Origin of the sequence: Methanolobus sp. ZRKC5 (assembly GCF_038446525.1) — an archaeon.
GTDB lineage: Archaea > Halobacteriota > Methanosarcinia > Methanosarcinales > Methanosarcinaceae > Methanolobus.
In genome coordinates, this window is record NZ_CP151792.1 from 618,239 (window position 1) to 644,033 (window position 25,795).

The following is a 25,795-nucleotide window of genomic DNA, read 5'->3' on the forward strand; positions in this document are numbered from 1 at the left end:
AACTGATAGTTTCAGTCCATTATGGTATATTCAAACACAAGCTGGCCGACAACAAAGAAGATGAGATCATATACCAGAAGCAATCGTATTTCTGAACCTATATTTCCGATATCTCCATCCACAAGTACTTTTCCTGTTGCCATTACCGCAGGAATTATAACCGGGATGATAAGAGGAAGCAGAAGCACAGGGAGCATTATTTCCCTTGCCCTTGTGCTGGCCGAGAGTGCTGATAACAGAGTTCCCACACTCACAAAACCAAAGGTTCCCAGGAAGATAACTATTGCAAGTCCCAGAATACCAGTTATATTGTAGTTGAAAAGTACAATGAAAATAGGGATTGTGAGTAACTCAACCATGAACATTAGTATTGCACTTGATATTGTCTTTCCAATATAGATAGAGCTTCTGTCAATGGGTGAGAGTTTCAAACCTTCAAGACATCCGTTTTCCATCTCACCTGCAAAGGAACGTGAAAGTCCCAGAGTGCCTGCAAAGGTGAAAGCTATCCAGAGCACACCCGGAGCGAGTTTTGCAATGATTTCCTGCTGGCTTAAAAGGTCACCAAATGAGATGCTGAAAATAACAATGACTACCAGTGAGAATATAAGCATGGAATTTAGCATCTGCTTTGTGCGAAACTCCGACTTCAGGTCTTTTGCTGCAATATAGAGGCTTTTCATCATCTATCCCACCAATCCTGCTATCCTAAAAGTTGCTGGTACCCTCGACGTCCATATCCTTTTCGACTATGGAAAGATACTCTTCCCTAAACTCTGCTACACTTGCAACATCTTTTTTTAATTTATCGAAACGTAGCTCTCCTCTGTCCATAATGAGCATGCGGTCACATAACTCAAAAGCTCTTTCAATATTATGGGTAATCATTATCCGGGTTACATCTGAATTTCCAGTATTCATGAGGACACGTTCAAAATTTGCAGCCGCATGCTGGTCAAGACCAGTGTAGGGTTCATCCATCAGCAGAATTTCAGGACGATGTAACAGGGCTCGTGCAATTGAAAGCCTCTGTTTCATTCCCCGTGAAAATGAGCCGGCTCTCTCGTCAGCACGCTGAAGGAGATTGACACTCTTCAGGATCTCGTCAATCCTTTCATCGATCATACTTTTTTCAATACCGTACATACGTGAGAAAAAAATCAGATTTTCCCTTGCTGTAAGCTCATCATAGAGATATGTTTCGTGGGAAATTGCGCCTATCATCCCCCTGATTTTAGAAGGGTCTTTTTTGTTGTCAATCCCATTGATCAGCACATTTCCCCTGGTAGGTTCAATAATTGTGGATATCACCTTAAGAAGAGTGGTCTTCCCTGCACCGTTTGGACCAAATATGGCAACAAATTCACCTTTTCCAATCTCAAGGTGAATATTATTCAGTGCCTTTCTATGACCAAAGCTCTTCGAAAGACCGTTTATTGAGATGATACTATCCATTGGAGCTATATTTATGGCTTATGTAGATTAACGTTTTGTCCTGAAAATAATTATTCAGAAAGAAAAATGAAAAAGATGATACAATTATCATCTCTCAAAGGCAGGTCCGCCAACATCTGCATTATTACTATATCCCACACTTTCCCAGTAACCTTTGTAGGGTTCATCAGTGACCTCAATGGCTGTTATCCATTTGGCCCATTTGTAACCATATTTTACTTCTGCAACGAGCTGAAGAGGAAATCCCCTGTCTGCAGGCAATACGATATCATTGAGCTCATAAGCCAGCATAATGTCGTTTACCACAAGGTAATCAAGTTCAAGTCCTGTGGAGTAGCCATCAGCTGAATAAAAAATAACGGTGGTTGCACTACTATCGATGCCGGTTTCATTAAACAGCGTATTCAAAGTCACACCTGTCCATTTCGCATCGAATCCCCAACCCTCAACGCAATCCATACGCACGAATCTTGTTTCTGAAGGATAAGCAACTAACTGGTCATAGGTAAAATTAAGAGGTTCGTCTACCAGTCCATAGACACGGAGTTCATACGTGTCCTGATCTATGTACTGGGTACCTTCAATGCCATTGTTACGTTGCTTTGAGATGGGAGTGAGTTCCATCCCCTCAAACTCCGTTGCTTCTCCAGAAATATTGATCTCTTCCCGAGAGTCCTCCAGACAACCAGATGTAAGCATAAATAAGAAGAAAATGGAAATGGATGAAATTAATACAACTCTTGAAGCCATCCTATCAATCATCTGGCAACCTCCTGCCTATTAGATATTAGCCAAAAGTTCAAGCCCTTTGTCACTTAAAAAATACTTGTCTTCGCTGATATTCAGAAACTCCCCGTTTATCAGGAATTCAGTATGGTACTTAAAGACTTTCTCATCAAGTCCTGAACTTTCAAGAAGGTTCGCCTTTGTGGCTCCAAAAGCCCCTATTTCTTTTATGAGTTGTCTTCTTACCGGATGTGAAGCTGCTTTATGTATTACCTCATGCTCAGCTTTTACACGTTCCCTTTCAGAAGGTCTTGCAATTATCAAATCATCTAATTCATCGTCATCCAGCATTGTCCAACTCCTCCTAAAATTAACTATAAAAGTACAATATTAAAAGTATTGTGCCAGATGGAACTGAAAATAAAAGAATAAAATGTAACTATTCAGCCTACCACAATTAGCCTATTGATACTGATTTAATCAAAACGGAGATGTTTGCTCACTAACAACCTAAGAATCAAAAAAGCAATCAATGGCAACAATCAAAATTAATGATCCTAATAAAATGTAGGTCTCAACTTTTTGTCAAGATTGCTATTGATAGTGTTTTTATCAGGCTGAATAGTTACAATAAAATTAAGGTAACTATTCAGCCTGGCACGATTTGCCTATTGGTACTGATTTCATCGAAATAGAGATGTCTGCTCACTAACAATCTAACAATCAAAAAAGCAATCAATAGCAACAATCAAAATAAATGATCCTAATGAAATTTACGTTTCAACTTTTTGTCAAGATTGTTATTGATAGCGTTTTTATCAGGCTGAATAGTTACAAATTAAGATTAAAAATAAAATTGGATGCTTGCTTTCTTTAAAGAAAATATAAATGCTGGCGTGTTGAAAGCAAACAAGTTATTAATGCAAGAAGATGCATTTATCTGAGGGGATCGTTGTTACCAGCATCCATATTAATGTGATAAAGCCACTGATCTATCTGTATTAGAAACATGTGCAAACTCCATTTCAGGGTGCTTATGTGACTCTTTTATTATTAAACCAGGATCTGCAGGCAAGAATGTGAGTTTTCCGTCCTTGTACCTCATTGGAGAACCAATAGCTTTGTAATATTCATTCTTAAGGCTCTGTATTGCAGCTATCACTGTTTCATTATCATACTTAGAGTTACCAAGATTTGCAAATGCTACCCCCAGCAACACATTGTTTGCGTGCAGGGCAAGATGCAGATGCCATGTATCCTTGTTAACGAATTCATGGATTTTAATATCCATAACCATATTGCTTTCATTTTCCCTCAAAATAACAATCTCCTTATATTGACTGTAATTGAAAGAAATTGTGAACTTATATATAAGGAGTTTGTATGTATTTTTAGAAAGATGTACACGAATAGAATCAACGTGTACTTAATACGGAACTTTATGTTCATAAGCTCATTCGAACAGGCTCACAGGTACGACTTTACCATGGTTAGCATTCCTTTTCAAATACACTTGATAATTATCAGAATCTACTTCGAAAATAAATACGTATTCTGTTTTAAAGTAAGCCCAATATTGTGCAAAAGGGTTCCTTGCATCGCTAAGAGTCACTGTTACATTATCCTGTGAAGCAGAAACATTGTATACCAGATAATCAATTTCTCCTGGAAGACTGCTTTTGTATAATGTTTCAGCCCTTGACAAATATTCCATGAACTCACTTTGATTGTCAGGGTACTTTGGGACAAACGTGACTTTCTCTATTCCATCCCAGTAACTGGAAGTGAATATTCGATAATGTGTGTCATTGTAAGGATAAGCTGAAAGGAACTTACCAGGAGAGATTGGATAAGAACCCTGGTACCCTATATCATGCCCTTCAAGCTCTTCAAGATGGTCTACAAGCAATACTTTTGCAACAGGATTAAACAAACACCAGATAGTGAATATTATTAGAAGATTCCTGTAAAATACCTGGTGTTTACCCTTTGAAAGCCCGTTGAACCAGTTATTCCTGTTTTTTAGGATCTCATTTATCTTTTTGATACCATTCTTTTTGTTCTTTCCATTATTTTTTGCATGTTCTGCTAAAATGTAAATAATAGGTATAAAAGATATAATTGTGACAACAGGATCGAAGAAATCAATTGCTCCTACGGTAGAAGAATCTGTTACAAACGGGAAGAAAGGTCTCATTTTCCAGCTTGTGACATAATCCAGATATATATGACTGAATATTGCAACACCAGAAGCTATTGTCAATGTTCTGTCCTTCTCTTTGAACCATATATATATAGTCACAAAAGAGACAAAAATAATGGAATGCATGAACTCACGATGACCCATCAGGTAATACATAATATTGTATGCCTCATGACTCAGGTTCTGGTCAATCGTAAGTAACAGCGTATTCAGTATGAAGTCATGATCAGGAAGAATTGCCATGAAAGCAACTATCTTTACCTGCCTGTTGTTCAGTCCTGCAACTGATGCTATCAAAAGCCCGATACCCAAATGGGACAGAGTATTTACCATCCTACAATCCTCACTCCACTTAAGATGAGGCTATCATTCTTATTATATTTTTGCAGGATGCTAAAGTCTGTTATAATCTAAGTTAGCCTTCAGTACTTTCCAAGAGCCCTTGCAACGAACCTGTGAAAACCATGCATACTTGCACTGCTACCAAGATACATCATGGGACATCTTCCAGTGATTATGTTCAGGCCGGGTTCATATTCAAGATGATTGACATCACATGTATCGGTCTTCCAGTGTACCCAGAAATCACTGATGCCTCTTTCAGCCATTTTTTCAATGATTCTGGCAGGTTCCCTTTTTGTAACCCCTATTACAACATTTTCCACACTATCTGGCACCGCTGATATTTCCTGAATGGAGCCTTCTACCGGTTTATCGGAGAAATCCAGTACACAAACTGTTTTTTCTCTTTTTTTGAGCTCATCTATTGTCCATTTTATGGCAGGCTTCGTACCATCCGTTATAACCAGAAAATTATCCCTTGCCCAGAATTCTTCCTGTTTCGTGACCATGCTATCCTTCCTTTATACTTCCTTCTGAAAGTTAATATCTCATGATATATGAGGGCTTTTAAAGAAGACTCAGATGTAAATGCAGGTCCATTAAGGAAAATGTAGATGCAGAAAGTATTTCCTGAAAAAGACAAATAGAATATTAACTAAGCAAAGATGAACACAGATTGTTTAAGCAAATAAAATCAAAGAAAAATGTATGTCAATCATTTCCAAATACAACCGTTTCTCCTACTTGTATGACCTCATGGAAATCCCGATCGAATTTTTCTGGTACAGTAAATGGAGAAAAGAGCTCTTTGCCAACATGTCCGGGAGAGTTCTTGAGGTGGGTGTCGGGACTGGTAAGAATATAAGATACTATCCAAAAGACTGTGAAGTTGTCGGAATAGATATAAGTGACGGGATGCTTGCACATGCGAAAAAGCGCTCAGCTGGAAAAAAGAATGCTGTCCTCTTCCTTATGGATGCAGAACATATGGGATTTAAGGACAACTGCTTTGATTTTGTGGTGACGACTTTTGTATTGTGCTCTATTCCAGAACCTATAGGTGCACTTGAAGGGATGAAACGTGTCTGCAAACCTGAAGGTACGGTCATAAACCTTGAGCATATGAAAAGTGAGAAACGGTTAATAGCGTTTTTTGAAGACCTCTTTAACCCAGTGACCACGGCAATCACTGGCGTGAATATAAACCGTGAAACTGTGAAAAATATTAAAAAAGCAGGTCTTAATGTAACCGATGTAACAAATATAGCTCTATGGGATGTTTTCAGAATGATAAAGTCTAAACCTTGATTCAATCAAATATTTCGGTCAGGTCGTCAATTCCCAAGTTGACATCGAACTCTTTCAGTTTGAAGAACTTCTTTGCCCTGTTATCATTATCTTCAAGTCGCAAGTCACTTTCAACAAATCCTGCAGTTTCCAGCCTCTTCAAGTGCAGTTGGATAACCTGCCTGGAAAGCTGAAGTTCCTTTGCAAGATCATAAATGTACCTCTCTCTTTCCGACAGCAAATACAGTAGCTTTAATCTTACCGGATGGGAAATCGCTTCACCGATGGTTATTATTTCTTGAAGTGTCTTTGTCATCTGAGAACCTGCTGTTTTTAATTCCGTCTTTGAAGCATTTTACCCTATTACCGGATTTAGATATCATCAAGTTTTTCTTTTATATCCTGAACCATCTTTTTGATATCTTCCACATCCTTCTCGACCCTTGCCAGACGTTCATTGTTTCCAGAGCTTCCGGAATCAGACCTATTAAGAAGTGTAACTGTTACCCAGACAACTAAAAAGATGATAAGTATGTTCAAAAGAAGGCCCCAGATTCCATAACCATACATGCTACTGCCCATCATTTTATATTCACCCTAAAAAGTTATATTTTTAATAAAGAGTATATGGGAAGGGATGTATTATTACTTTTCGACCTTCCACACCTGATTATTAAGTCACATGGATGATAATCAATATCTGTATCCGGCTCCGCCACAGCCACCATATCCACTGCCGCGCATGCTGCGTCCACTCTGATAGTACTGTGACCTCTGGTTTGTGGAACTTGTGTAAAAATCATCAATGACTTCACCCGTATATGCATCGATGCGTCCCTGAGTGATGGTGCCTTCATCATCTGAATAACTGAATACCCACCATCTGCCCATCTGATAGACATTAGATTCTGTTATATTCTGACCAGTTGCATCTTCTGCAAGCTCTAGAGCTTCATCAACGGTCCCGACTTCAAGCTCAGCAACTGTTGTTACATCGGATGCATATACCCCGTAAGCAGGACAGTTATCGTATCCATATCCCATTCTGTTCGCTGCCCATCTGTGCATCTGTCCGAAGAAAGTCGTATCATCTGTTTCATCGACCGCTGCACTTACTATACCTATCCCTGCAATGGTTGCTATAAGCATACCAGCAAGGAGTATTGATGTTGTTTTTCTCATTTTTACACCTTCCTGAAGTACAAGAGTGTTATGTCCAGCATATGTAGCCCTGACACTACATATGTATGACGTACCTGTACTTAAGGGTTGTGTTGAACTTCCGATATAGGCCGGTTTTAAGCAGTAGTAAAAAATGTATTTTTACCAGATTTAGCAGATTTAAAAAAATGTATACTGATTATTTTTACTTTCTTCTTTCACTGAACCATCCGACAAGAGGCGGTATCCAGCATAGGTTCGCAGCAATTGCTTCAAAAGCAGTGAAAGTCTGTGTAGTTGGACTGAAACCAAGAAAACGTGCACTTAAAAGACCTATTGGAACAATGAATATAACTGCAAGGCTTGCAAGCATAACAGGATGATGGACATACCTTTCAAAAGCAACCTCCCATGAGCCTTCCTTTCTCTTCAAAAAGAGCAGACCTGAAATATTGGCTCCTATCTGGTCGCTGAGTGAATAGAAGAAAGGTATGTAGAATCCTTCGATACCATAGACATCAACCCCCGCAAGCCGGCTTCCAAGGTCAATAACCCATGGAACAGCAATCCCAAAGAGTTTTCCCCAACCGTATGCTTCTGCCATTGTCTGGGCGCTAGGTTTGAAGTGCTGACGTATGGAATAGAATCCCTCGAATATACTTTCCCCCTCACCTGCAAGGGTACGCACCAGCCACTGACCGATTGGACTGCGCTGATATCCATACACATCCAGCAATACGCCCGTAAACAGGCCGACGATGTATCCAGGAAATGTATATTTGATGAGTTCTGAGAAATTTTCAGTCTCAAATTCTTCTTCAGATTCCTCCACTTAAAAGATTATTTTCTTTTTTGTATATGAATTACCTGCTCCTGCGTTATACCCGAATATTAGAATAACTTTATCTTTTTTCCGATACCCATTTCAACAGCCTTTGTATAAGCAATATTGGCAGTCACAAGGTCTTGAACAGCAAGTCCTGTGGAATCGAATATCGTAATCTCCTCATCTGACTGCCTTCCCTGTTTTACTCCTGCAACCACTTCACCAAGCTCAGCATGGATATCAGATCCTGATATCAGTCCTTTTGACAGAGGAACATTGATCTCCCCTGAATGCGATGCCTGGACAATATCATCCACAATTATCCTTGACCTCTTCAACAAAGCAGGATCCAATTCCTGTTTACCCATGGCATCGGCACCTATGGCATTAATGTGGGTACCTTCATGGATCCACTCGGACATTACAACAGGTTCTCTCACTGGTGTAGTAGTCACCAGAACATCACAATCACACACGTCCTTTATGCTCCTTTTTTTTGTAAAATTGCAATTTACTACCTCACGCATATCCTTTTCAAAAGCATCGCAATGAGATAGATCTCTACATGTTACCTTCACTTCCTCTATCTCCATGACCTCTGAAAGTGCAAGTAATTGAGTTCGGGCCTGCCCACCTGTTCCTACCATCCCCACTACATGGGAATCAGGGCGTGCAAGATGTTTTGCAGCAACCCCACCTGCAGCACCAGTCCTCATATCCGTGATATAGGTACCATCCATAATAGCAAGTGGAGCACCGGTTTCCGTAGAATTGAGAACGATGACAGCCATCACAGTCGGAAGACCTTTTTCCCTGTTATCAGGATGTACATTGACTATTTTAACGCCTGCTATATCCTGTTCCCCCATAAATGATGGCATTGTACGCAGGTCACCGTTGTGTTCATTGAAATAAAGATAGGATTTTGGAGGCATCTGTACCTTTTTCAATCCATGTTCCCGAAAACCATTCTCTACTGCAGAAAGAGTTAGCAGCATATCAATAACAGTTTTAACGTCTGATTGTTCAAGCCAGAGGATATCCATTGAAACACACTCCTTAAAAGATATAAAATATGTTCAAATTGATGTGATAAAACACTATTCTTTTCTGACAAAATGAATATATATAATTATATATTAGTAACGTCTTAATATAATATGTGACCGGACAAAATCCCAGTGGAACATCGAAACAAGAAATAGCTGATCTAATAAGAATAGCTGATGAGATGCTGGAAATACTGGAATATAAAATTGCAACCAATAATCACGAATATCAAAAGAATCGAAATACATTCATTGCCGAATATACTAAATGGTACACTCGATGTTTGCCCATCATAAGAAGTATACTCCCTGATAAAGCACCCAGATATGAGAGCTTATATCACACAAATAAACGTTCCGGAACAAATGAGTACACTTATACCATACAGGATTACATTCAAGGAGTTTATTTTAAGGATAAACCAAAAAGTTATACAGACAACATCACGTGTAAAAGGCTGAAAGAACAGAGATCTATTTTAAAAACAGCTCCACCAAGGATCAATGATTTCTCCTTTGAAATAGAAAAATTCGTTAAGATCAATCCAATTTACGGACAAACTTCATCTTCAATATCAAAACATGAGAGGTTCATGGACATCAGGTTTTCTGATGACCATTACAATTCAATAAAAGCAGAAATAAACTCATGTTACAAACGTGGCTTCTTTGTGGCAACTTTTTTACTTTCAAAAGAATTAATCCGAAATCTCCTTATAGACATTATAAAAATCAATTTTCATCCAATATCTGATGAGCAGATTTCTCTTTACTACGATTTTCAGAACAATACCCATAAAGAGATGTGGCAATTGCTTGGAACACTGATAGAAAAGAAAGAAGAAATTGACATCAATTCTGAAGCGATTGAAAATCTTATAGAGATGCTTGAAGCCATGGACCAGAAAATGAGACCTGGCTCACACTCATTTAAATCAATCTCTACGCGTGAGGACATCGATAACTACAGACTTGACGAACTTGTAGAATTACTTAATGACATCGTTGAATTCATGAGTAAGTGAACTCAATGTGAAAAATATCTTATTATGGGAAAATCTAATATCTCATAAGCTATGGAAAGCTCATTTTTATAGTGATACTATACACAAATGTATAAGTACTACAAAATAAAAAATGTATATGGGGTAATATGAACATTTTATACATTTTTGCACATCCTGAACCGAAATCTTTCAATTCGTTCATGAGAGAGATAGCTGTAAAAGAACTTGAGGAGAAGGGCAATAGAGTAAGACATTCTGACCTTTATACAATGGGTTTCAAGCCGGTGCTAGACAAAACTGATTTTCTACAACGCAAGAAAACAGACTCATTCAACCCATTCATTGAACAGATCACAGCAAGTAAGGAAGGTACTTTTTCCGATGATATAATGGCAGAGATGGAAAAAGTAAAATGGGCAGATGTCCTGATCTTCCATTTTCCCATCTATTTTACCGCAATGCCAGCCATCATGAAAGGGTGGATAGATAGAGTCTTTGCAGCGGGTTTTGCCTTCAGTCCGATAAAAGATAGAGTCTATGAGAATGGATTATTGAAAGGCAAGAAAGTAATGATGGTAATAAGTACCGGTGCAGAAGAAGAATGGTACTCTATGGCAGGTAAACACGGAGATATCCGGGAATTGTTAAGGTACATTAGCCACTGTACATTCGAGTATGTAGGAATGGAAGTGATTGATACCCACATAACATTCGGAGCGGGAAAAATGACTGCTGAAAAAGTAGATGAAGAATTGAACAGGTATCTGAAAAAGTTAAACCTGCTTTTCAAGAACTCATAAACCTGAAGCCTTTAGCCCAAAAAAATCGTAGTAGTTACTGTAATTGATCCGATATCTTAACTTCAAACAAATTCGTAGTTTAAGCAATACATTTATGCAGGGAGTGACATTTGGATAATATGGGGCTAAAGAGAAAGTTTATGAAAACCAACAATAACACTTTGTTAGGCATCTGTGTGTTGCTTACTATTGTCATTGTAACAATCGCAACATTTTTCCTTGGCTGCACTGAAACACCGGCGACTTCTGATAACGAGACAGACACCGGTAACCAAACCGATGATGAATATGTATACAATAATGCGGTTGTTGAAGATACAGAGATATTGATCCTTGAATCTTTTCCAGTTCAAATCCATGTGTTAACAACAGGATATCATCCGGACGGATGTACCCAGATACATGAAAAAAGTGTCAAATTTGACAAGGAAGAAAAACTCTTCACCGTAGATATGAAAACAATAAGACCAGCGGATGTAATGTGCACAGAAGCAATTGTACCTTATGAAGAAACAATTGTTCTGGATGTGTATGGTCTTGAAAAAGGAACCTACATCGTCGATGTGAACGGAGTCAGGAATGAATTTGAATTGCAGATAGACAACATCATTTCTGAATGATATTTTTGACTCCTGATTCTTATTTATTTATTTTCATTTTCCTGGCGATAATAGTTTTTCGGTATTTTGGACACACATTAAAAGGGCTTTTTGCTGGATATACCTTTTGAATTACAAAAGATACATCCCTGCTAAATTATCAAAGTGGCCAGATTCTTTGCTTATACTGCTACTGACATCTTTGTGCTCAATATTCTCTGAAATTTACAAAATAATAGAATCTGCAATTAAGTCCAAAAAAGTAACAGTGTTAAGGAAATGAAACTAAACCAAGAAAAGTCTTTGAGCATAGTTTCATGAGCTACACCAAAAGCTGTTATTTATACGCCTAATTTAGGAGTTTGAAGCTTCGAGGTGATATTTTATTTTTTCTTTGAAAGCGTGAATATCAATTGGTTTGGATATATAGTCAATGCAACCTGCTGCAATGAACCTTTCGTCATCACCACGCATAGAATGAGCTGTTAAAGCTATCACAGGAATATCCTTAGTACTCTCATTATCCTTTAAACGGGAAAGTACCTCCAATCCATCCATTTTAGGCAATTGTATATCCAGAAGAATTAGATCGAAATGATTTTCCTTTACTTTTTCCAGAGCGATGAATCCATCCTCTGCAGGAGTAACCTGATATTCATATGATTCAAGAAGGTCTACAGTAAGTTCCATATTTACAGGATTATCTTCAATTACAAGTATATGAGACATTTTTTCCCTCAAGTTATTTGAATTCTGCTTTCCATCATAACATGCAACAAGTCGCCATTCCGAAGAAGAAAACTACTTGTTTCCAAGTTATTAACCAAGATGATAAATATAATAAATGGACAATAATATTTCAATTACTATTTAATCTATAAAAGAGTGTCGCACATGTGCCGGTACTGTATATATAAACATATGATGTACATGGTATTCACCAAAAAAAATACGTAAATAGATATAAAGATTAAACATCTGAAAGGCATACCCTATAATTAGAAACGCTTTGCACAAAGGAATGGAACTTGATGCACAAAAATAAGGATGAAACAAATATTCCCGGAGTAATCAGGACGATACACAACTCGCCACATATGATCGTATTGGCAATAACCGGCGGGGGAACAGAATCGATCGGAGAATTGTTACGCTACGGAAAAGGATCAGACACGGTTATTGAAGCAATTGTCCCTTATAGCAAAGAGTCTCTGGAAAAATTCATAGGAAAAAAACCATCGGAATATGCTTCTACAGATACTGCAAAAGAGATGGCAATGTCAGCTTTCAGACGCGCATTATACCTGAACTCAAAGCCAGATAAAAAATACTATGAAACTTTGATAGGTATTGGAGTTACCTGCAAACTGACAAAAACTACAAATGAACGCGAAGGCAGGCAACATGAGGTCCACTTTGCTTCTCAGTCATATCTAAAAACAATTACATCGAGTCTGTTCTTAAAAGAAAATGCCAGCAGAGAAGAACAGGAAAAGATTGCATCCGATTTCATTATTGAAAATATAGCAGCTGTCTGCAATCCAGATGAAAATTTGGAAGGTAATAGCTTTAAAAATACAATTGTGAAAGAAATAATCAACAATGAAACAGAAGCAGATTTTCCAGTGGCAGAATTGTTATTAAAAACTCTGGAGAATATTAATTCTGAAAATAGTATTGAACCTTTGAAGATCGATCTGGGAATAAATGATAACAAACCTAAGATCATTTTTTCAGGTTCCTTTAATCCATGTCATGAAAAACATATTGAAATTGCAAAAATTGCTGCCGATGAATATAAAGAACCTGTTAATTTTGAAATTTCACTGGCTAATGTGGACAAACCACCAATAGATTATATTTCACTCAAAGACAGAATTGATTCGCTCTTGAAATACCAGGAAGAAAACTATATTGGGAATATTTATCTCACAAACTCACCCTTGTTCGCAGACAAGGCGGTACTTTTCCCGAATTCCGTGTTCCTGATAGGCACAGATACTCTTAACAGACTTTTCAATGAGAAATATTACAGGAACGGAGAAAACAAACAGATTCTGCTAGAACATTTTCAAAAATATAATGTTAGATTTATGATATTCAAGAGAAAAAATGCAGACATCGATCCTGATATGGAAATTCCGGATATCTGTGATATTGTACCAACAGACCGATATGATGATGATGGCACCTCTTCAACAATAATCAGAAACAACAAAATTCGGGATTTTATTATTTGATCTTACATGCATTGTAAATGGGAGGATGACCATGAGACTCGTTGTTTTGAACAATATCGGCATTGACAGCATTAGCAAGTACATGGACTATTTCCTGTGCTTTCAAAACACATTCGACATCCATGCTATTCCATCTGCCAGATGATATATTATCAAGTGTTTCTTTCAAATATGATATCTCATCCTGATAAATACATATGTCAAAATTTACAGATCTATCAGCTTCTTTTATCAGACCCATGATGCTGCTCAACATATTTTCCAAACTGGAACTTGTCAGTTCATGAGTAAATTTATGTTCACAAGGAATTACATTTTCCTTATGGTAATGCACTTCTGCCAGGAACAAGAACCTATCACACTCATAGAACCAATCCCTTAAGATATATAATGAATTCATGCCACTCTCTATTTTTATAGAATCCAATCATATAAATAATTATTTCTAACGAAATCCACAAGAATACACATCAGGAATTATCGTCACTGGGAGCATTGTTTTCCAAATATCTTTTATACCACATAAACCAGGGAGTATCAAGTAGTCCAATTAGATTCTTAGCCACTATCTGGCCAATGATAAGAGGAACAAGTGGGGCAACTCCATAAAAAGCAAGTACCACAAATATAAGACTGTCAAGTGTTAAGCTCAATATATCACTTGATGCACTCCTTAAGAATACCTGCTTTGGATAATGTGTTTTCATCCATGCAAACACATAGGCATCGAGATTTTGGAATACAAGGAAAGATACCCATGATGCGAGGATGATTCTTATTCCCTGTGTGAATATGCTCTGCCAGGCAGCCTCATGCTCAAAGAAAGGAGCAGGTGTGAGACTATTGGTCATGACAATAAATGTCACCAGCAAAACCTGCGTTACAAAAGCAATGATAATGGCAATATGAGCTTTTTTCTTACCGTATACCTCATTGATCATGTCAATTGCTTGTGAAAGGAAAGGATAAAGGAACACTGCAGCCGGAGCAAAGAAAGTGTAGAATCCAAGGTCAAATTCTATTAAACGGGTTGCCACTATCTGAGAAGCCGCAAGGTAAATTGTATAAAATGCCACTAATGCAGCAAAACCATATTCTCTGTATCTGTTGATAATAAATGCAGATACATAAGTGACAATTGTGAGACTAAATACCCAATATACCCATACAACAGGAAATACCATTAACATCAACCCGATTATAATAAAATTTATATAAACTGTAAAGTACCGGCTTTAACATAATCCCGGACAGTAGACTTGAATCATATGAATGATATATATAATTTTCCAAATAGTGACAATTAGCAGGGAATTTACATGTTAGAGATCATTACTATTCACCATAAAATAAGACTTCATTAATTTCTCATCCATGTAACTTATCATGCTAATCCTTTCCCTGACCATAAGATCAAATAATCGCTCTATGCCTGCCGGATAGGCACCTTTGGGGTGCATAGGCACAAGAGGCTCACCATCAACCATTTCAACATAGAACATGTCAGATCCAAAATTCCTTATAAAACAGATATCATAAGCAATAATAGTGTCAAGAATATCTTTTTTTGAGATTGGCGGAGTATAATATTCCAGATCAATATCCTCCAGTTCTGTCAACTCATTGTCCATATAATATAGAGTAACTACGCCCATAAAAAACAAATGAGTGTATACCTGAAAAAGAATATGTTTTGTTGTATATTTCAAACTTGAAATATCAAACAAATCCAAAAATAAATTTCATACTATTTCATCCAGGGTCGTGTAAGAAATTACATACTCAATTAATACGAAAATAAAGAACATACACTTATGAACATAAGCATATGAAACACAAGAATCAACCCAAAACACGTATGAAACATCATAATTCGTATGAAACCTGAGGAAACGTAGAAAAATAAAATAAATCAGTCCATATTTCTATTTCGACCCTGGTCAATGGCCATCTTAAAAATTTCCGGCTCCTGAGAACCCAGCATTAGATGTTTACCATTCTTAAATTCGATTAGTAGCCCCCTGTTCCCACGTATGTTGTAAGCCTTGCTTTTAGAACTATATCTAATACCCCACCCCCCATAATCAAGAATTGGCCTGTAAGTTATGACACCATAGGAACCAATTGTTTCAAAGGAGTAGTGTTTGAATGAAAGATGAATCGGGAAAAACTTTATGTATATACCATCATTTCGGACATCAATTATCAGGCGTATAGACATTATGAACAAAGGTAACAGAAGACCAAAAGCAAACCATATAGCGAGCATCTCCTGATCGGACACTGGACTAGCCCCATACGGACGACCATAAACCAATTGCTCGATAGCACCATACCATGCCATTGCAGCTGGTAAAAGAACAAGTACCCATATCCAGAATTGATTGAATTTCTGAACCTCCCGGTAAATAGAAGAATTACTAGTTGTCATTAATATATATATAGGAATTAAAAATATATAACCATTTATTAAAAGCACGGTGCGATATACAATGTTTTCCACAGTATACACAACAACAAAAGACAAAGAAGAAGCCAAAAGAATAGCTTCAAAACTTGTTGAGCAAAAGCTTGCTGCCTGCGCCAATATGAACCCTATTGATTCAGTCTATATCTGGAAAGGAAAGATAGAAAGCGAAAGAGAAATAGCACTTTCTGTAAAGACTACAAGCAGTAAAGTAGATTCCGTCATAGAATGTATAAAAAATATGCACAGCTACGAATTACCAGCAATAATATCCTGGAAGATCAGCGGTGAAAAGGAATATCTCAAATGGATAGCTGAAACTACGGAATAGATTAACCCCAAGTGCTCAAGGTAAAATTAAATTATAAGATTGCAGGAGATATCCTGCAACCAATTTTAATGTTGATGGATAATAGTTCGAACAGGGAATGGAATGTCGATTCCTTCTTTTTCAAACTCGGCATTGATCTTTGTATTTACCTCATTGACAACCGGGAATTTTTCCCCTGGATGAGTTACCCACATTACTATGGCAAAATCAAGGCTGAAATCACCGTGGTTGTCAAATCGGACATAAGGAGATGGGTCATCAAGAACAGAATCTACACTTTCTGCAATCCCCGTAAGAATGTCCTTGACCTTCTGTACATCAGAACCATATGCAACTCCAATCGTCACTTTTACCAGCATGAATTCCTCAGGTGAAGTATAATTAGTAACTTTACTGTTCGCTATCAGACTGTTGGGTATCACTATCATGTTGTTCTCAAGGTTTTTTATCCTCGTGCTACGAAGCCCGACTTCCTGAACAATACCAATCTCACCATCATCGATCTCTATCCTATCCCCGGGCTTGAATGGTTGATCGAAGTAAATAGAAATACCACCGAAGAACTGGGAGATACTATCCTGTGCCGCAAAAGCAACAGCAAACCCTATAATTCCTGCTGAAGCAAAGAGAGGCAATATATCTGCATCCCACACACCTTTGAGTATTGCAAGGAGACCAAAGAAGACAATAAGAACATCAATAATGTTCTTAAAAAGCGGGAGCAACTCATCATCCATCTTAGAATCAGTCTTTCTGACAAGACTTGAAAATACATGTTTGAAAAGAATTTTATCGATGCGCAGAAGTGCCAATATCCACACAATGCCAAGAAACGTAAGAAGTAAGCCCATCATTACTTCTATCGCAAGATTTCCAGGAAATAGAATTTCTGCAGCAATGAATGCACCGAAAAATACTACTGTATAAAAGATTGGCTTTATGAGTACTTTCACAATAAGATCATCGCAATCATACTTTGTTTTTACAGCATAATGCAGGAAGATCTTCTCAAACACAAGATTTGCAATAAAAGCAAGAATAACAGAAGCCACTATCACTATTGTAGCCGCCGTAATGTCCGACCCCAATACCCCCGATTGAGAACTTACGAACTTATTGATGTAGAGCGGAATAGTTTCATTCAAAAACATGCTTTCTGGTTTGAACATTTGCTATATAAGGTTTTTTAAATAAACATTGTCTGACAACACACGAATTAGCCATTTCTGGCGAGAAGAGTAATATAGAATTCCGAGAATAGACCGGCCAATGAGAAAAAGGACTTCCGAAGAATCCAATAAATGGATAGAACAGGGATTAAAGGAAAAAGACCCTGAAAAGAAAATGCATTATTTTGGCCTTGCACTTGAGTTAGATCCTAACAATCCCATTGCTCTGAATAACAAAGGTATGCTTCTTCACAAAAAAGAGAAATTCCACGAAGCCATTGAATGCTATGACAAGATACTGAACCAGTACAATATGGCAGGATTTGTACCTGCGTTGTATAACAAAAGTCTGGCCCTTAAGAAACTTGGAAGGAACGAGGCGGCCCTGAGCTTTATGGCAAAGGCACTAAAACAACAGCCTGATAACGACAAGATCAAAGACCAAGTAGAAAAGATAACCCAGTCCATCGAAGAGAATGGAGGAACAAGAGCCACAGCATTTATACCTACAAAAAAAATAGCTGTGAACCAGACATATACCCGATGGGAACCACCTGCTGTGAGCTTACTTCTGGCACAGGCACTTAATTGCAGCAAGGGAGATATAAAGTACCACAAGGGTTGTGGAGAAGACCTTGTAAAAGAAAAAATAATAAAGGATAATCTCAATCTTAAAGTATATTCCTGTAAGTCGTGCAAGTTCCAGAAAAATGGCATTTGCCACCATGTGGATACAAAAGCAATGAGAGTATCCCAAAGTGCAATATGCAGGAATTTCAAACCGAGGAACAGAAAAAACTAGAAACGGGATATCAAAGTATCCCGAGTTCCGTCAGACGTTCTGGAAGGTACTTATCAGTTACAAAGTCAAGACCTTTTCCTGCGAAAGCTTGTTGTTCTGCTTTTTTGTTAATATCAAGTTGCAGGCTTATCTGTTCTTTCCAGTAATCACTTTCAAACCTTGGATCTGTAAGTTCACTTCTCAGGGCAGCTACATCCTTATCCGTCAATTTATCCGTGGAAAGTTCATACTCCACGATATCTGATGGCTGAACACCAATGAACTGGGCACCGGGAGTTGCCATGTACTCAGACAAATGGGCACTTTTGATAGCACCGTATGCCACAGAAGCAAAAATACGATATGACCAGGGGTCACCGTCAGTGAATACCACTACGGGCAGGTTCATCTCCTCATTCATCCTCTTAATGATACGACGGGTTGAGCGTGCTGGCTGACCCTTAAGGTGCACAAGTATTGCATCATTCCTTTCATCAAAACCATTCTCAATAAGTCTGGCATACATACCACCAGTCTCAATGGCAATTATGAATTTTGCATCAGTGTCCAGGAATTCAATATTCTCTACATTAAAAGGAATCTGATAGCCACTTTCACCAATATCCTCCTGGCAATGGATAATTCGATCACCACGCTTGGTCTCCTCACGCAGACGAATTGGACCGAACATAGTAGCACCATCTTCTTCAGGACGCATATGGAAATATTCCCTCTGAAGACCGGATATTATCTCAAGGTCCTCTATAAGCCGGTCACTTTCGGGCTGCTCGCGGAACTTGGCTATATCCCAGTTTTCCGAAATATAATATAACTCCCTTAAGGTTGAGCCCCTGTTCTGTCCCAGGTGATTATTCACAAGAAAATCAATCACATGAGAAGTCTTCAATAACTGGAAAGCACCCTTTACGGTTTTTGCACTTCGCTCTGTTTCCCTGTCACCATACACCCAGACATCGCTGTCTTCACTGTACTCTATATTTGCCTTTGTACGACTGGGAAGAGAGACTTTTGGGACAATCTCATCAATGAACTGATCATAAAATTCCCCTGCAAGACCCAATAAACGGTTGCTTGCTATCTCATCATGTTCCTTTTTCTGTTGGGATATCTCTTTTGCCATTCATTCACCCCTTTATAGCTTTAGCACCGGTAACAATCTCTTCATCAAGACCCTCAACTATTAGAGAAGGCAGTCTTGAGACCTCTGCATCATCAAGAGTTGCTACAGAATACTTTACAACCTTAGAAGAATCCGGAGAGACAGTGAGGTCCCATATATAATCAAAATCATTACCCATATTTATGACCTTAGGCTCAGGAACTGCGTTTTCTATTTCAAATGGAACCATATCATGGACCTTGAAATCCTGTTTCTTGCTGGAAAAATTCTTGACCCTTATAGACACATCAACTCCTTCATTACCATTAGATTCAACTATCCTTTCAACAAGAAGGTTACCCATAACCTTCGCAACAACAGGATTGATGTCAGGAACCTCACGATTAAGAGTTTCAGCCAGTTTCTTTGCCATTTTTGGAAGCACTTTTGTTATTATTACTTCTTTCTCACGTCTCTTTTTGAGACTATCACGCTTGTTAAGATACCGATTCATTTTCCTTGAAACTTCCTTTATTGCCAGCTCAACCTCATCCTTTATCTCAGGAATATCAGCAACTGCATCTTTGGATTCGGAAGTAAAAGGAACATTTGTTGAAGCAACGTGTACCAGAATAACGACAGGCCCTGAAGGCAATCCGCCACCTGGCTGATTCAACCCATACTGCTTCCATTTAATTGACTCGATGGCATGCGTGATCACACAGCCACCCTGCTGGTACAGAAGAGGGACCCTGTTTGCAAAGCGCATGATGTCCACACGATCATCCTTTTGCAATTCGCCACCAAATGCAATACCCACTTCAACAATGAACGGGCTTCCAGCGTAAACTGAAGGACTTCTGGTCGTGGTGGCTATGAAATCGACACTGAACTCTTTTTCAAGTCCTTTGTAAATAAGCTCTTCACCTATAGGAGACAGACAATCAGTCGGAGGAGCCATTATTTTGACTTTGGAGAATGCATCAAGCAACTTCTTTGACTGGTCCCTGCTCATTTCATGAGGGTCCGTATCAGGATCAAGACCTGAAGCCTTGCATATCTCTTCAGAAGCTAGGTGCCCTATCTTTGAAAATGAATAACGCAAAAACGGGGATAATTTTTGCCTCTCTGTATATCTTAACATTTTCATGAGAGTACCAAGCTCTATCCCATGAGGATGCGGCAAAATCTCTTTTGCAGGAACCGGAAGCTTATCAGTTGCGCGCTCAAAAATCACTTCATTGCCATCAGGCTCTATAAGAGTTAGTCTGGCATGCGGATTTACAATCGCAGTCGCCTTAAGATATTCATAAATGGATTGTCTTCTTCCTTTTACATAGGAAGCCTCCATTTCCATCTCAACACGTGTGCCATGTGGCCTATCCCAGTCCACAATATCATCCTTGAGTATCTCGGGATCATTTGTACTGGTATTTATCATAAGCTCATAATAGTGAGCAGGATTTCCGTGACCAATTTTGGATATGATCTTTGTATGATTTCCTGATGTCAATTGAGAGTATAGCACAGAAGCCGATATACCTATACCTTGCTGGCCACGACTCTGTTTGATCGCATGGAATCTTGAACCATACAATAGCTTTGCAAACACCTTAGGAATCTGTTCTTTAACTATTCCCGGACCATTGTCCTCCACTATAATAATTACGTTATCCTTTCCTGACCGTTCTATGTGCAGGAATATATCCGGTAGTATCTCTGACTCTTCACACGCATCAAGAGAGTTGTCCACTGCTTCCTTGACCGTGGTGATCAAACTTCGCGGAGCAGAGTCAAAACCCAGTATCTGCCGGTTCTTTTCAAAGAACTCAGCGACACTTATTGATTTTTGGTTCTTGGCAAGTTCTTCTGCAATTGGATTATCCATAAGAATATCTTCCTCGTCCTTTATTGGTCACTATTACAATGACCAGAAAATAATAACTCGGAATATATAAAAATGTTTTTTCCGAATCACTTCAATTCTGCACCCACAATAGTTTGTGTTGCAGTGACAGACCCGGTCTCACGAATCAAGTCTACAATGCTATTGAGATGTCCCAGATCATCCACCTCAATTACCACAACAAAATCATACTCACCAAACACGTGATAGATGTCCTTTATTCCTTCAATTTTGTTAAGTTCATTAAAAGCGGTTCTTTCGCTGCCAGGCAGCACATTTACCATTGTAACTCCAATTACCATTGTATCACTCACAATGAAAGTGGAATGCAAGGTATTTATCAGTTTTCGACGGAATTTTCCAAAATAATTAAAAGTAATATCAAGTGCAAGAGGTGTTTAAATGGTACTTTTAACCAAATCACCTCATCATAATGATGATGATAAGCAAAACGTATATATACAATAGTATGCATACTAGAAGTAGATGAGCGGGTTATCCTTTTTTTGACAATAACCCCCACTCCCCAACCCGCTCATACTCCACTCCACTTTTTTCATTCATTTTTACTAAAATAAACTGACAAAATGTTAAGCGTTGCTTACGCTGAGCTTTATATTATGTAATTATCAGAGATCTCTGTTGAGTTATTAGTACTGAGAATACATTTTCATACTATTTTTAATAAAAATAACAGAGTACCTATTTCTATAAACTTGAATAAATCTTACAAAATAAGACAACTGTTCAAACAAATACAAATGATGATGCAATATAAAATAAGTATATCAGATAAATATAAAAGACAAATCATGAAGGAAATCAAATCCAGTCAAATATCCAGCACAATAATTACTGTCATACATATACAATCAAACATATGCATTTGATACTAGGCATTACAATGCATATTAAATAATGCACGTATGCCACACATAGCACTTCGGGCCACAATAAGCAGAATTAAAAATCAAAAAGAGTCTTTTGTGGTTTTTTTGCAGGTTCCTTTTTAGAAAAGGAAGATTCACTTGTTACAGGGCCCTCTTTATTTGAACCCGGCAATTTATCCAGACTCAACTGAGAAGGATCTTTTTTAGGACTCTTTTTTTCTACGAAAAAGACTGGTTCATCTGAAGAAAACACATTCTTTCGCAGCTCCTGTGCACCATCATAAATAGCCTGAATCTTTTTTGTGACCTTTTTAGCACCCATCAGGTAGAGCAATTCATCCATCTCAAGTCCAAGTGTTGCAACAACGTCTATCGCATAGTCATCGGTTTCCAAAAGCTTCGTATAGAGCCCTGCAACCTCAAGCCGTGAATACCGCATTGATTCATGACAATGAGCACCCACTTTCACAGCAATATTATTTCTCATATTCCTTTTAGAACGCATCTGGCCCATTTTACGCCAGAGAGAAGGTGCCTGGTACCTCACAAACCCACTACGATTGCGAGATTTTGAAACAACTGCTCCACCAGTCATGAGCATGCCCGCATAACGCCACATGCGATAATTTTGTCGCCTGCGCACACGTCCCAAAAAACGATCAGAACGTGAAAGATAAGAATATGCCTGAATAATATCATCCGTAAGCGCTTCTTCACCTTTACCCGTGTACTGGTAAGGAAGATTCTCATCCACCCAATGAATCAGATCCTCAGGAGTCTCATCAAGATTATAAGTCGCCTCAATAGCAGAAGAAATATCATTTCCCTTGAAGATCCTCCCCACAACTTTGAATATGGACTCTTTATTATCCCGCTCAGAGGTAGAGATGTCTTCGATGTCAATTTCCGTACGTCCAAGAGCAACTGCCTGGAGATCATTTACAGCACTCCTGAAATCCCCGTCTGCCGTCTCAGCTATTTTCTCGATTACACCGACACCGCACATCAGGCCCTCATTAAGTGCAATTTTCTTGAGTGCAGGCACCATGGACCGGGATTGAACGGAACCGAACTTCAGCTCAAGGCATAAAGAACGCAGTGAAGAAGATATACCATAAAGATCGTTAGCAATTAGAACGATGGGTTGATTTGTTTTTTTAACAATATCAATAATAGCACGTGCTCCCCCACGATCACTATTTCCATGAAGATTATCAGCCTCGTCAAGTACAACCAGCCTTTTGGTAGAGGCACCTGTTAGAGTTTGCATCCGGGATGCTGAGCCTGCCACCTTTTCGATCACACCTGCAGTCCGCTGGTCGCTGGCATTGAGTTCTATAACTTCCCAGCCCATATCATTTGCAAGTGCATATGCAGAAGATGTCTTACCTATGCCCGCCTGACCATGAAGCAATACTGCTCTTGATTCCGGGATGCCATGTGCCCATTGCTCACTCCACTTCATAAGGTCGACTATCACTTTTTTATGACCTACGACATCATCAAGTGTTCCTGGCCGGTATTTCTCTGCCCATTCCATCTGCACAGTCATGTTCTTTACTCAATATTCAGGAAAAGTAATTAATGTTTGCATCACTTTGATTGTTCTGATTGATAATATTGCTGGAAGGTATCTTTCCATGGGATCAAAAAGTACAGAGAACCTCCTTGACCTGATAGAAGAAAGGGCATTACAAAATAAGGCAAGAGTTGCAATAGGAGTGCGTAATCCCAGTCCCAAGATGCTTAAGAGTGCCAGAGATGCACATGAAGCAGGATATGCACACGTGTTACTTGTAGGTAACAAAAAAGAGATAGAGATAATAGGAACTGAGCTTGAGATAATAGGAACCAACGATCCTGAAAGAACACTTGGTGACCTCCTCAAATCCGGATACGTAGATGCGGCAGTCAGAGGAACTGCAGGAGCTTCAGGAACATTGACACACCTCAAAAAAATCCTGAATCAGGAAAACCTGCACAGAATTGCACTGTTGCAAACAAGTGAAGGTACTCCCTTTTTCATCGCACCTGTGGGCATAGATGAAGGAAATAAACTTGCAGATAAAATAGAATTCATAAAACTAGGGGTGGAATACATCCGCAGGTTTAACATCGAACCAGTAGTAGGCATTCTTTCAGGAGGAAGACTGGGTGACCTGGGCCGCAACCTGCGAGTAGACCAGACACTTGCTGAAGGGGACTTCATTGTTAACAGGATAAGAGAACTGGGAATAGACGCAAAGCATCATACGATACTGATAGAGGATGCCATAAAGGAAGCGAATTTCATACTTGCACCAGATGGCATATCAGGCAACCTCATATTCAGGACACTTGTGTTCCTGGGGGGAGGAGACGGACTTGGTGCACCCATATTAATGGATGACTACGTATTTGTCGACACATCCAGAGTCGGAGGGCATTATACCAAAGCAATAATGCTTGCAAGTGCCCTTGTAGAAAAACATGATATACAGTCAGTGATGGATAAACAACAACAATAATTATATCCAGAGCATACAATCTAATTTTAATAAAATCATTTTTATTTCAAAAAGAAATCATCGAAAGTAAGATGATAATACTGTAACAGGGAATGAGTGATATGGAAGCTGTACTGATAAAAGCAAAAACAATTTCCTCTGCATGGTCCCAACTGATCCATGAAATATATGAAAAAGGAGAGGAACACAAACCCGACTACAAAACAATGACAAAGAGAGTACATGCCACTATATGTATAGAGGATGTAGAAAACCTGCAGGTCAACCCTGCTGTACCCTTTGGAGAGAACCTTATAAGAAAATATAAAGAAGAACTCACAGAAGAGTATGCAGACTGGTATGTTTCACTTTCAGATGATGACAAGAGGAAATTTGATTATTGCTATGCAAAGCAATTGTTCAGATATGGAGAAACAGCATACAATACAGTGCATGCAAATGTGAGCAACCTGCGCCCGGGCTCCAGAAGACATGTTGGCGTACTCTGGGAAAATGAAGTCCACATACCAAAGTACGAAGACCAGCCCTGCTGGATAGCCTACAAAGTGGAACTTTTGAATGATACTCAAGTAAGGATATACCTGCTATACCGCTCATGGGATGCGTTTGGAGGATTCCCAGCCAACATCCCGGCCATTGTAGAAGGATTTAAAAAGGCATTCCGAGAACAAAACCTTGCCTTTGAGATCGAGTCACTTATAGCCACAGGATGGGACACACACATTTATGAGACAGACCTTCAGGCAGTAGAGAAGATATTTAAGAATAATGAATTGTGCCCTATGTGTAAGTGTATAACGCCAAAGCATTCATTCATCTCGACAACAAAAGGTAAAGCCTGCCCTGAATGTAAGAAATCAATGTGAACTTCTTTTCACATCTTTTTTTTAATATAGCCTAACTACACCATTAGATTATCTTTTACTTTT

31 protein-coding genes are annotated in these 25,795 nt (G+C 38.6%); 9 read left to right on the forward strand and 22 right to left on the reverse strand.

Going from position 1 to position 25,795, the window contains the following annotated elements; translation table 11 throughout:
* Positions 1 to 11: 11 nt before the first annotated feature.
* The 7 genes from WN948_RS02745 to WN948_RS02775 form a co-directional block, all read right to left on the reverse strand.
* A complete protein-coding gene (locus tag WN948_RS02745; RefSeq protein WP_342305464.1) occupies positions 12 to 686 on the reverse strand; it encodes a heme exporter protein CcmB in 675 nt (224 codons plus the stop codon).
* Between the two features lie 22 nt (positions 687 to 708).
* Positions 709 to 1,455 (reverse strand): ABC transporter ATP-binding protein, encoded by a 747-nt coding sequence (locus WN948_RS02750; protein ID WP_342305465.1) that lies wholly within the window; start codon positions 1,453 to 1,455, stop codon positions 709 to 711.
* 87 nt (positions 1,456 to 1,542) lie between these two features.
* On the reverse strand, positions 1,543 to 2,217 hold the full coding sequence (locus tag WN948_RS02755) for a molybdopterin-dependent oxidoreductase (RefSeq protein ID WP_342305466.1): 675 nt from the start codon (positions 2,215 to 2,217) through the stop codon (positions 1,543 to 1,545).
* Between the two features lie 18 nt (positions 2,218 to 2,235).
* The gene (locus WN948_RS02760; protein WP_342305467.1) at positions 2,236 to 2,532 is read right to left on the reverse strand and encodes a hypothetical protein; all 297 of its coding nucleotides are present in this window, start codon (positions 2,530 to 2,532) and stop codon (positions 2,236 to 2,238) included.
* Between the two features lie 619 nt (positions 2,533 to 3,151).
* Positions 3,152 to 3,499, reverse strand: coding sequence for a hypothetical protein (locus WN948_RS02765; protein ID WP_342305468.1), 348 nt, complete (start codon positions 3,497 to 3,499; stop codon positions 3,152 to 3,154).
* 135 nt (positions 3,500 to 3,634) lie between these two features.
* A complete protein-coding gene (locus WN948_RS02770) occupies positions 3,635 to 4,717 on the reverse strand; it encodes a metal-dependent hydrolase (RefSeq protein WP_342305469.1) in 1,083 nt (360 codons plus the stop codon).
* An 89-nt stretch (positions 4,718 to 4,806) separates the two neighbouring features.
* Complete coding sequence (locus tag WN948_RS02775) at positions 4,807 to 5,235, reverse strand: hypothetical protein (protein ID WP_342305470.1); 429 nt, start codon at positions 5,233 to 5,235, stop codon at positions 4,807 to 4,809.
* 199 nt (positions 5,236 to 5,434) lie between these two features.
* Between WN948_RS02775 and WN948_RS02780 the strand changes: the two genes are divergently transcribed.
* Positions 5,435 to 6,034 carry a class I SAM-dependent methyltransferase gene (locus tag WN948_RS02780; protein ID WP_342305471.1) on the forward strand — a complete coding sequence of 200 codons (600 nt, stop codon included), beginning with the start codon at positions 5,435 to 5,437 and terminating at the stop codon, positions 6,032 to 6,034.
* A gap of 1 nt (position 6,035) precedes the next feature.
* Here the strand turns inward: WN948_RS02780 and WN948_RS02785 are convergent, their stop codons facing one another.
* The 5 genes from WN948_RS02785 to ala all read right to left on the reverse strand — a co-directional run bounded on the left by WN948_RS02785 (position 6,036) and on the right by ala (position 9,046).
* Positions 6,036 to 6,329, reverse strand: a complete 294-nt coding sequence (locus tag WN948_RS02785; RefSeq protein ID WP_342305472.1) for a winged helix-turn-helix domain-containing protein — start codon at positions 6,327 to 6,329, stop codon at positions 6,036 to 6,038.
* Positions 6,330 to 6,385: 56 nt separating this feature from the next.
* Complete coding sequence (locus WN948_RS02790) at positions 6,386 to 6,598, reverse strand: hypothetical protein (RefSeq protein ID WP_342305474.1); 213 nt, start codon at positions 6,596 to 6,598, stop codon at positions 6,386 to 6,388.
* A gap of 108 nt (positions 6,599 to 6,706) precedes the next feature.
* Entirely contained in the window at positions 6,707 to 7,195 is a 489-nt protein-coding gene (locus WN948_RS02795; protein ID WP_342305475.1) for a hypothetical protein, read from the reverse strand.
* A 184-nt stretch (positions 7,196 to 7,379) separates the two neighbouring features.
* On the reverse strand, positions 7,380 to 8,006 hold the full coding sequence (locus tag WN948_RS02800) for a hypothetical protein (protein WP_342305476.1): 627 nt from the start codon (positions 8,004 to 8,006) through the stop codon (positions 7,380 to 7,382).
* Between the two features lie 59 nt (positions 8,007 to 8,065).
* Entirely contained in the window at positions 8,066 to 9,046 is a 981-nt protein-coding gene (ala, locus tag WN948_RS02805) for an alanine dehydrogenase (RefSeq protein ID WP_342305477.1), read from the reverse strand.
* Between the two features lie 185 nt (positions 9,047 to 9,231).
* Between ala and WN948_RS02810 the strand changes: the two genes are divergently transcribed.
* From WN948_RS02810 to WN948_RS02820, 3 genes are all read left to right on the forward strand, one after another.
* A complete protein-coding gene (locus tag WN948_RS02810; RefSeq protein WP_342305478.1) occupies positions 9,232 to 10,074 on the forward strand; it encodes a hypothetical protein in 843 nt (280 codons plus the stop codon).
* Between the two features lie 128 nt (positions 10,075 to 10,202).
* Entirely contained in the window at positions 10,203 to 10,856 is a 654-nt protein-coding gene (locus WN948_RS02815) for an NAD(P)H-dependent oxidoreductase (protein WP_342305479.1), read from the forward strand.
* Between the two features lie 140 nt (positions 10,857 to 10,996).
* On the forward strand, positions 10,997 to 11,476 hold the full coding sequence (locus tag WN948_RS02820; protein ID WP_342305480.1) for a hypothetical protein: 480 nt from the start codon (positions 10,997 to 10,999) through the stop codon (positions 11,474 to 11,476).
* A 333-nt stretch (positions 11,477 to 11,809) separates the two neighbouring features.
* Here WN948_RS02820 and WN948_RS02825 read toward each other — a convergent pair whose 3' ends face one another.
* Entirely contained in the window at positions 11,810 to 12,184 is a 375-nt protein-coding gene (locus tag WN948_RS02825; RefSeq protein WP_342305481.1) for a response regulator, read from the reverse strand.
* A gap of 302 nt (positions 12,185 to 12,486) precedes the next feature.
* On the opposite strand from WN948_RS02825, the gene WN948_RS02830 reads away from it, so the two are divergent.
* Positions 12,487 to 13,695 (forward strand): hypothetical protein, encoded by a 1,209-nt coding sequence (locus WN948_RS02830; RefSeq protein WP_342305482.1) that lies wholly within the window; start codon positions 12,487 to 12,489, stop codon positions 13,693 to 13,695.
* Here the strand turns inward: WN948_RS02830 and WN948_RS02835 are convergent.
* The 4 genes from WN948_RS02835 to WN948_RS02850 form a co-directional block, all read right to left on the reverse strand.
* Positions 13,688 to 14,095 carry a hypothetical protein gene (locus tag WN948_RS02835; RefSeq protein ID WP_342305483.1) on the reverse strand — a complete coding sequence of 136 codons (408 nt, stop codon included), beginning with the start codon at positions 14,093 to 14,095 and terminating at the stop codon, positions 13,688 to 13,690. The genes WN948_RS02830 and WN948_RS02835 overlap by 8 nt on opposite strands.
* 70 nt (positions 14,096 to 14,165) lie before the next feature.
* Entirely contained in the window at positions 14,166 to 14,879 is a 714-nt protein-coding gene (locus tag WN948_RS02840; RefSeq protein ID WP_342305484.1) for a queuosine precursor transporter, read from the reverse strand.
* 138 nt (positions 14,880 to 15,017) lie between these two features.
* Positions 15,018 to 15,326: a hypothetical protein gene (locus tag WN948_RS02845; protein ID WP_342305485.1), complete on the reverse strand. Its 309-nt coding sequence runs from the start codon at positions 15,324 to 15,326 to the stop codon at positions 15,018 to 15,020.
* A gap of 281 nt (positions 15,327 to 15,607) precedes the next feature.
* Positions 15,608 to 16,126 carry a DUF6141 family protein gene (locus WN948_RS02850; RefSeq protein ID WP_342305486.1) on the reverse strand — a complete coding sequence of 173 codons (519 nt, stop codon included), beginning with the start codon at positions 16,124 to 16,126 and terminating at the stop codon, positions 15,608 to 15,610.
* Positions 16,127 to 16,187: 61 nt separating this feature from the next.
* Here WN948_RS02850 and cutA point away from each other — a divergent pair, with 61 nt between their 5' ends.
* On the forward strand, positions 16,188 to 16,493 hold the full coding sequence (gene cutA / locus WN948_RS02855; RefSeq protein ID WP_342305487.1) for a divalent-cation tolerance protein CutA: 306 nt from the start codon (positions 16,188 to 16,190) through the stop codon (positions 16,491 to 16,493).
* Between the two features lie 65 nt (positions 16,494 to 16,558).
* On the opposite strand, the gene WN948_RS02860 is transcribed toward cutA, so the two are convergent.
* Complete coding sequence (locus WN948_RS02860; RefSeq protein ID WP_342305488.1) at positions 16,559 to 17,644, reverse strand: mechanosensitive ion channel family protein; 1,086 nt, start codon at positions 17,642 to 17,644, stop codon at positions 16,559 to 16,561.
* A 118-nt stretch (positions 17,645 to 17,762) separates the two neighbouring features.
* Between WN948_RS02860 and WN948_RS02865 the strand changes: the two genes are divergently transcribed.
* Complete coding sequence (locus WN948_RS02865; RefSeq protein WP_342305489.1) at positions 17,763 to 18,464, forward strand: tetratricopeptide repeat protein; 702 nt, start codon at positions 17,763 to 17,765, stop codon at positions 18,462 to 18,464.
* A gap of 10 nt (positions 18,465 to 18,474) precedes the next feature.
* Here the strand turns inward: WN948_RS02865 and WN948_RS02870 are convergent, their stop codons facing one another.
* From WN948_RS02870 to WN948_RS02885, 4 genes are all read right to left on the reverse strand, one after another.
* The gene (locus WN948_RS02870) at positions 18,475 to 19,584 is read right to left on the reverse strand and encodes a DNA topoisomerase IV subunit A (RefSeq protein ID WP_342305490.1); all 1,110 of its coding nucleotides are present in this window, start codon (positions 19,582 to 19,584) and stop codon (positions 18,475 to 18,477) included.
* Between the two features lie 4 nt (positions 19,585 to 19,588).
* Positions 19,589 to 21,451: a DNA topoisomerase VI subunit B gene (locus WN948_RS02875; protein ID WP_342305491.1), complete on the reverse strand. Its 1,863-nt coding sequence runs from the start codon at positions 21,449 to 21,451 to the stop codon at positions 19,589 to 19,591.
* 86 nt (positions 21,452 to 21,537) lie between these two features.
* Complete coding sequence (locus WN948_RS02880) at positions 21,538 to 21,753, reverse strand: Lrp/AsnC ligand binding domain-containing protein (protein ID WP_342305492.1); 216 nt, start codon at positions 21,751 to 21,753, stop codon at positions 21,538 to 21,540.
* 679 nt (positions 21,754 to 22,432) lie between these two features.
* Entirely contained in the window at positions 22,433 to 23,911 is a 1,479-nt protein-coding gene (locus tag WN948_RS02885; protein ID WP_342305493.1) for a replication factor C large subunit, read from the reverse strand.
* A gap of 88 nt (positions 23,912 to 23,999) precedes the next feature.
* Here WN948_RS02885 and mtxX point away from each other — a divergent pair, with 88 nt between their 5' ends.
* A complete protein-coding gene (mtxX, locus tag WN948_RS02890) occupies positions 24,000 to 24,866 on the forward strand; it encodes a methanogenesis marker protein Mmp4/MtxX (protein ID WP_342305494.1) in 867 nt (288 codons plus the stop codon).
* 92 nt (positions 24,867 to 24,958) lie between these two features.
* On the forward strand, positions 24,959 to 25,732 hold the full coding sequence (locus WN948_RS02895; protein WP_342305495.1) for a thymidylate synthase: 774 nt from the start codon (positions 24,959 to 24,961) through the stop codon (positions 25,730 to 25,732).
* Positions 25,733 to 25,795 lie beyond the last annotated feature (63 nt).

Bases quoted from the DNA above. Each gene is read 5' to 3' on its own strand.
- WN948_RS02745 (WP_342305464.1), bottom strand. From the start codon at position 686: ATGATGAAAAGCCTCTATATTGCAGCAAAAGACCTGAAGTCGGAGTTT.
- WN948_RS02750 (WP_342305465.1), bottom strand. From the start codon at position 1,455: ATGGATAGTATCATCTCAATAAACGGTCTTTCGAAGAGCTTTGGTCAT.
- WN948_RS02755 (WP_342305466.1), bottom strand. From the start codon at position 2,217: ATGATTGATAGGATGGCTTCAAGAGTTGTATTAATTTCATCCATTTCC.
- WN948_RS02760 (WP_342305467.1), bottom strand. From the start codon at position 2,532: ATGCTGGATGACGATGAATTAGATGATTTGATAATTGCAAGACCTTCT.
- WN948_RS02770 (WP_342305469.1), bottom strand. From the start codon at position 4,717: ATGGTAAATACTCTGTCCCATTTGGGTATCGGGCTTTTGATAGCATCA.
- WN948_RS02775 (WP_342305470.1), bottom strand. From the start codon at position 5,235: ATGGTCACGAAACAGGAAGAATTCTGGGCAAGGGATAATTTTCTGGTT.
- WN948_RS02780 (WP_342305471.1), top strand. From the start codon at position 5,435: ATGTCAATCATTTCCAAATACAACCGTTTCTCCTACTTGTATGACCTC.
- WN948_RS02785 (WP_342305472.1), bottom strand. From the start codon at position 6,329: ATGACAAAGACACTTCAAGAAATAATAACCATCGGTGAAGCGATTTCC.
- WN948_RS02790 (WP_342305474.1), bottom strand. From the start codon at position 6,598: ATGATGGGCAGTAGCATGTATGGTTATGGAATCTGGGGCCTTCTTTTG.
- WN948_RS02795 (WP_342305475.1), bottom strand. From the start codon at position 7,195: ATGAGAAAAACAACATCAATACTCCTTGCTGGTATGCTTATAGCAACC.
- ala (WP_342305477.1), bottom strand. From the start codon at position 9,046: ATGGATATCCTCTGGCTTGAACAATCAGACGTTAAAACTGTTATTGAT.
- WN948_RS02810 (WP_342305478.1), top strand. From the start codon at position 9,232: ATGCTGGAAATACTGGAATATAAAATTGCAACCAATAATCACGAATAT.
- WN948_RS02815 (WP_342305479.1), top strand. From the start codon at position 10,203: ATGAACATTTTATACATTTTTGCACATCCTGAACCGAAATCTTTCAAT.
- WN948_RS02820 (WP_342305480.1), top strand. From the start codon at position 10,997: ATGAAAACCAACAATAACACTTTGTTAGGCATCTGTGTGTTGCTTACT.
- WN948_RS02825 (WP_342305481.1), bottom strand. From the start codon at position 12,184: ATGTCTCATATACTTGTAATTGAAGATAATCCTGTAAATATGGAACTT.
- WN948_RS02830 (WP_342305482.1), top strand. From the start codon at position 12,487: ATGCACAAAAATAAGGATGAAACAAATATTCCCGGAGTAATCAGGACG.
- WN948_RS02835 (WP_342305483.1), bottom strand. From the start codon at position 14,095: ATGAATTCATTATATATCTTAAGGGATTGGTTCTATGAGTGTGATAGG.
- WN948_RS02840 (WP_342305484.1), bottom strand. From the start codon at position 14,879: ATGGTATTTCCTGTTGTATGGGTATATTGGGTATTTAGTCTCACAATT.
- WN948_RS02845 (WP_342305485.1), bottom strand. From the start codon at position 15,326: ATGGACAATGAGTTGACAGAACTGGAGGATATTGATCTGGAATATTAT.
- WN948_RS02850 (WP_342305486.1), bottom strand. From the start codon at position 16,126: ATGACAACTAGTAATTCTTCTATTTACCGGGAGGTTCAGAAATTCAAT.
- cutA (WP_342305487.1), top strand. From the start codon at position 16,188: ATGTTTTCCACAGTATACACAACAACAAAAGACAAAGAAGAAGCCAAA.
- WN948_RS02860 (WP_342305488.1), bottom strand. From the start codon at position 17,644: ATGTTTTTGAATGAAACTATTCCGCTCTACATCAATAAGTTCGTAAGT.
- WN948_RS02865 (WP_342305489.1), top strand. From the start codon at position 17,763: ATGAGAAAAAGGACTTCCGAAGAATCCAATAAATGGATAGAACAGGGA.
- WN948_RS02870 (WP_342305490.1), bottom strand. From the start codon at position 19,584: ATGGCAAAAGAGATATCCCAACAGAAAAAGGAACATGATGAGATAGCA.
- WN948_RS02875 (WP_342305491.1), bottom strand. From the start codon at position 21,451: ATGGATAATCCAATTGCAGAAGAACTTGCCAAGAACCAAAAATCAATA.
- WN948_RS02880 (WP_342305492.1), bottom strand. From the start codon at position 21,753: ATGGTAAATGTGCTGCCTGGCAGCGAAAGAACCGCTTTTAATGAACTT.
- WN948_RS02885 (WP_342305493.1), bottom strand. From the start codon at position 23,911: ATGACTGTGCAGATGGAATGGGCAGAGAAATACCGGCCAGGAACACTT.
- mtxX (WP_342305494.1), top strand. From the start codon at position 24,000: ATGGGATCAAAAAGTACAGAGAACCTCCTTGACCTGATAGAAGAAAGG.
- WN948_RS02895 (WP_342305495.1), top strand. From the start codon at position 24,959: ATGAGTGATATGGAAGCTGTACTGATAAAAGCAAAAACAATTTCCTCT.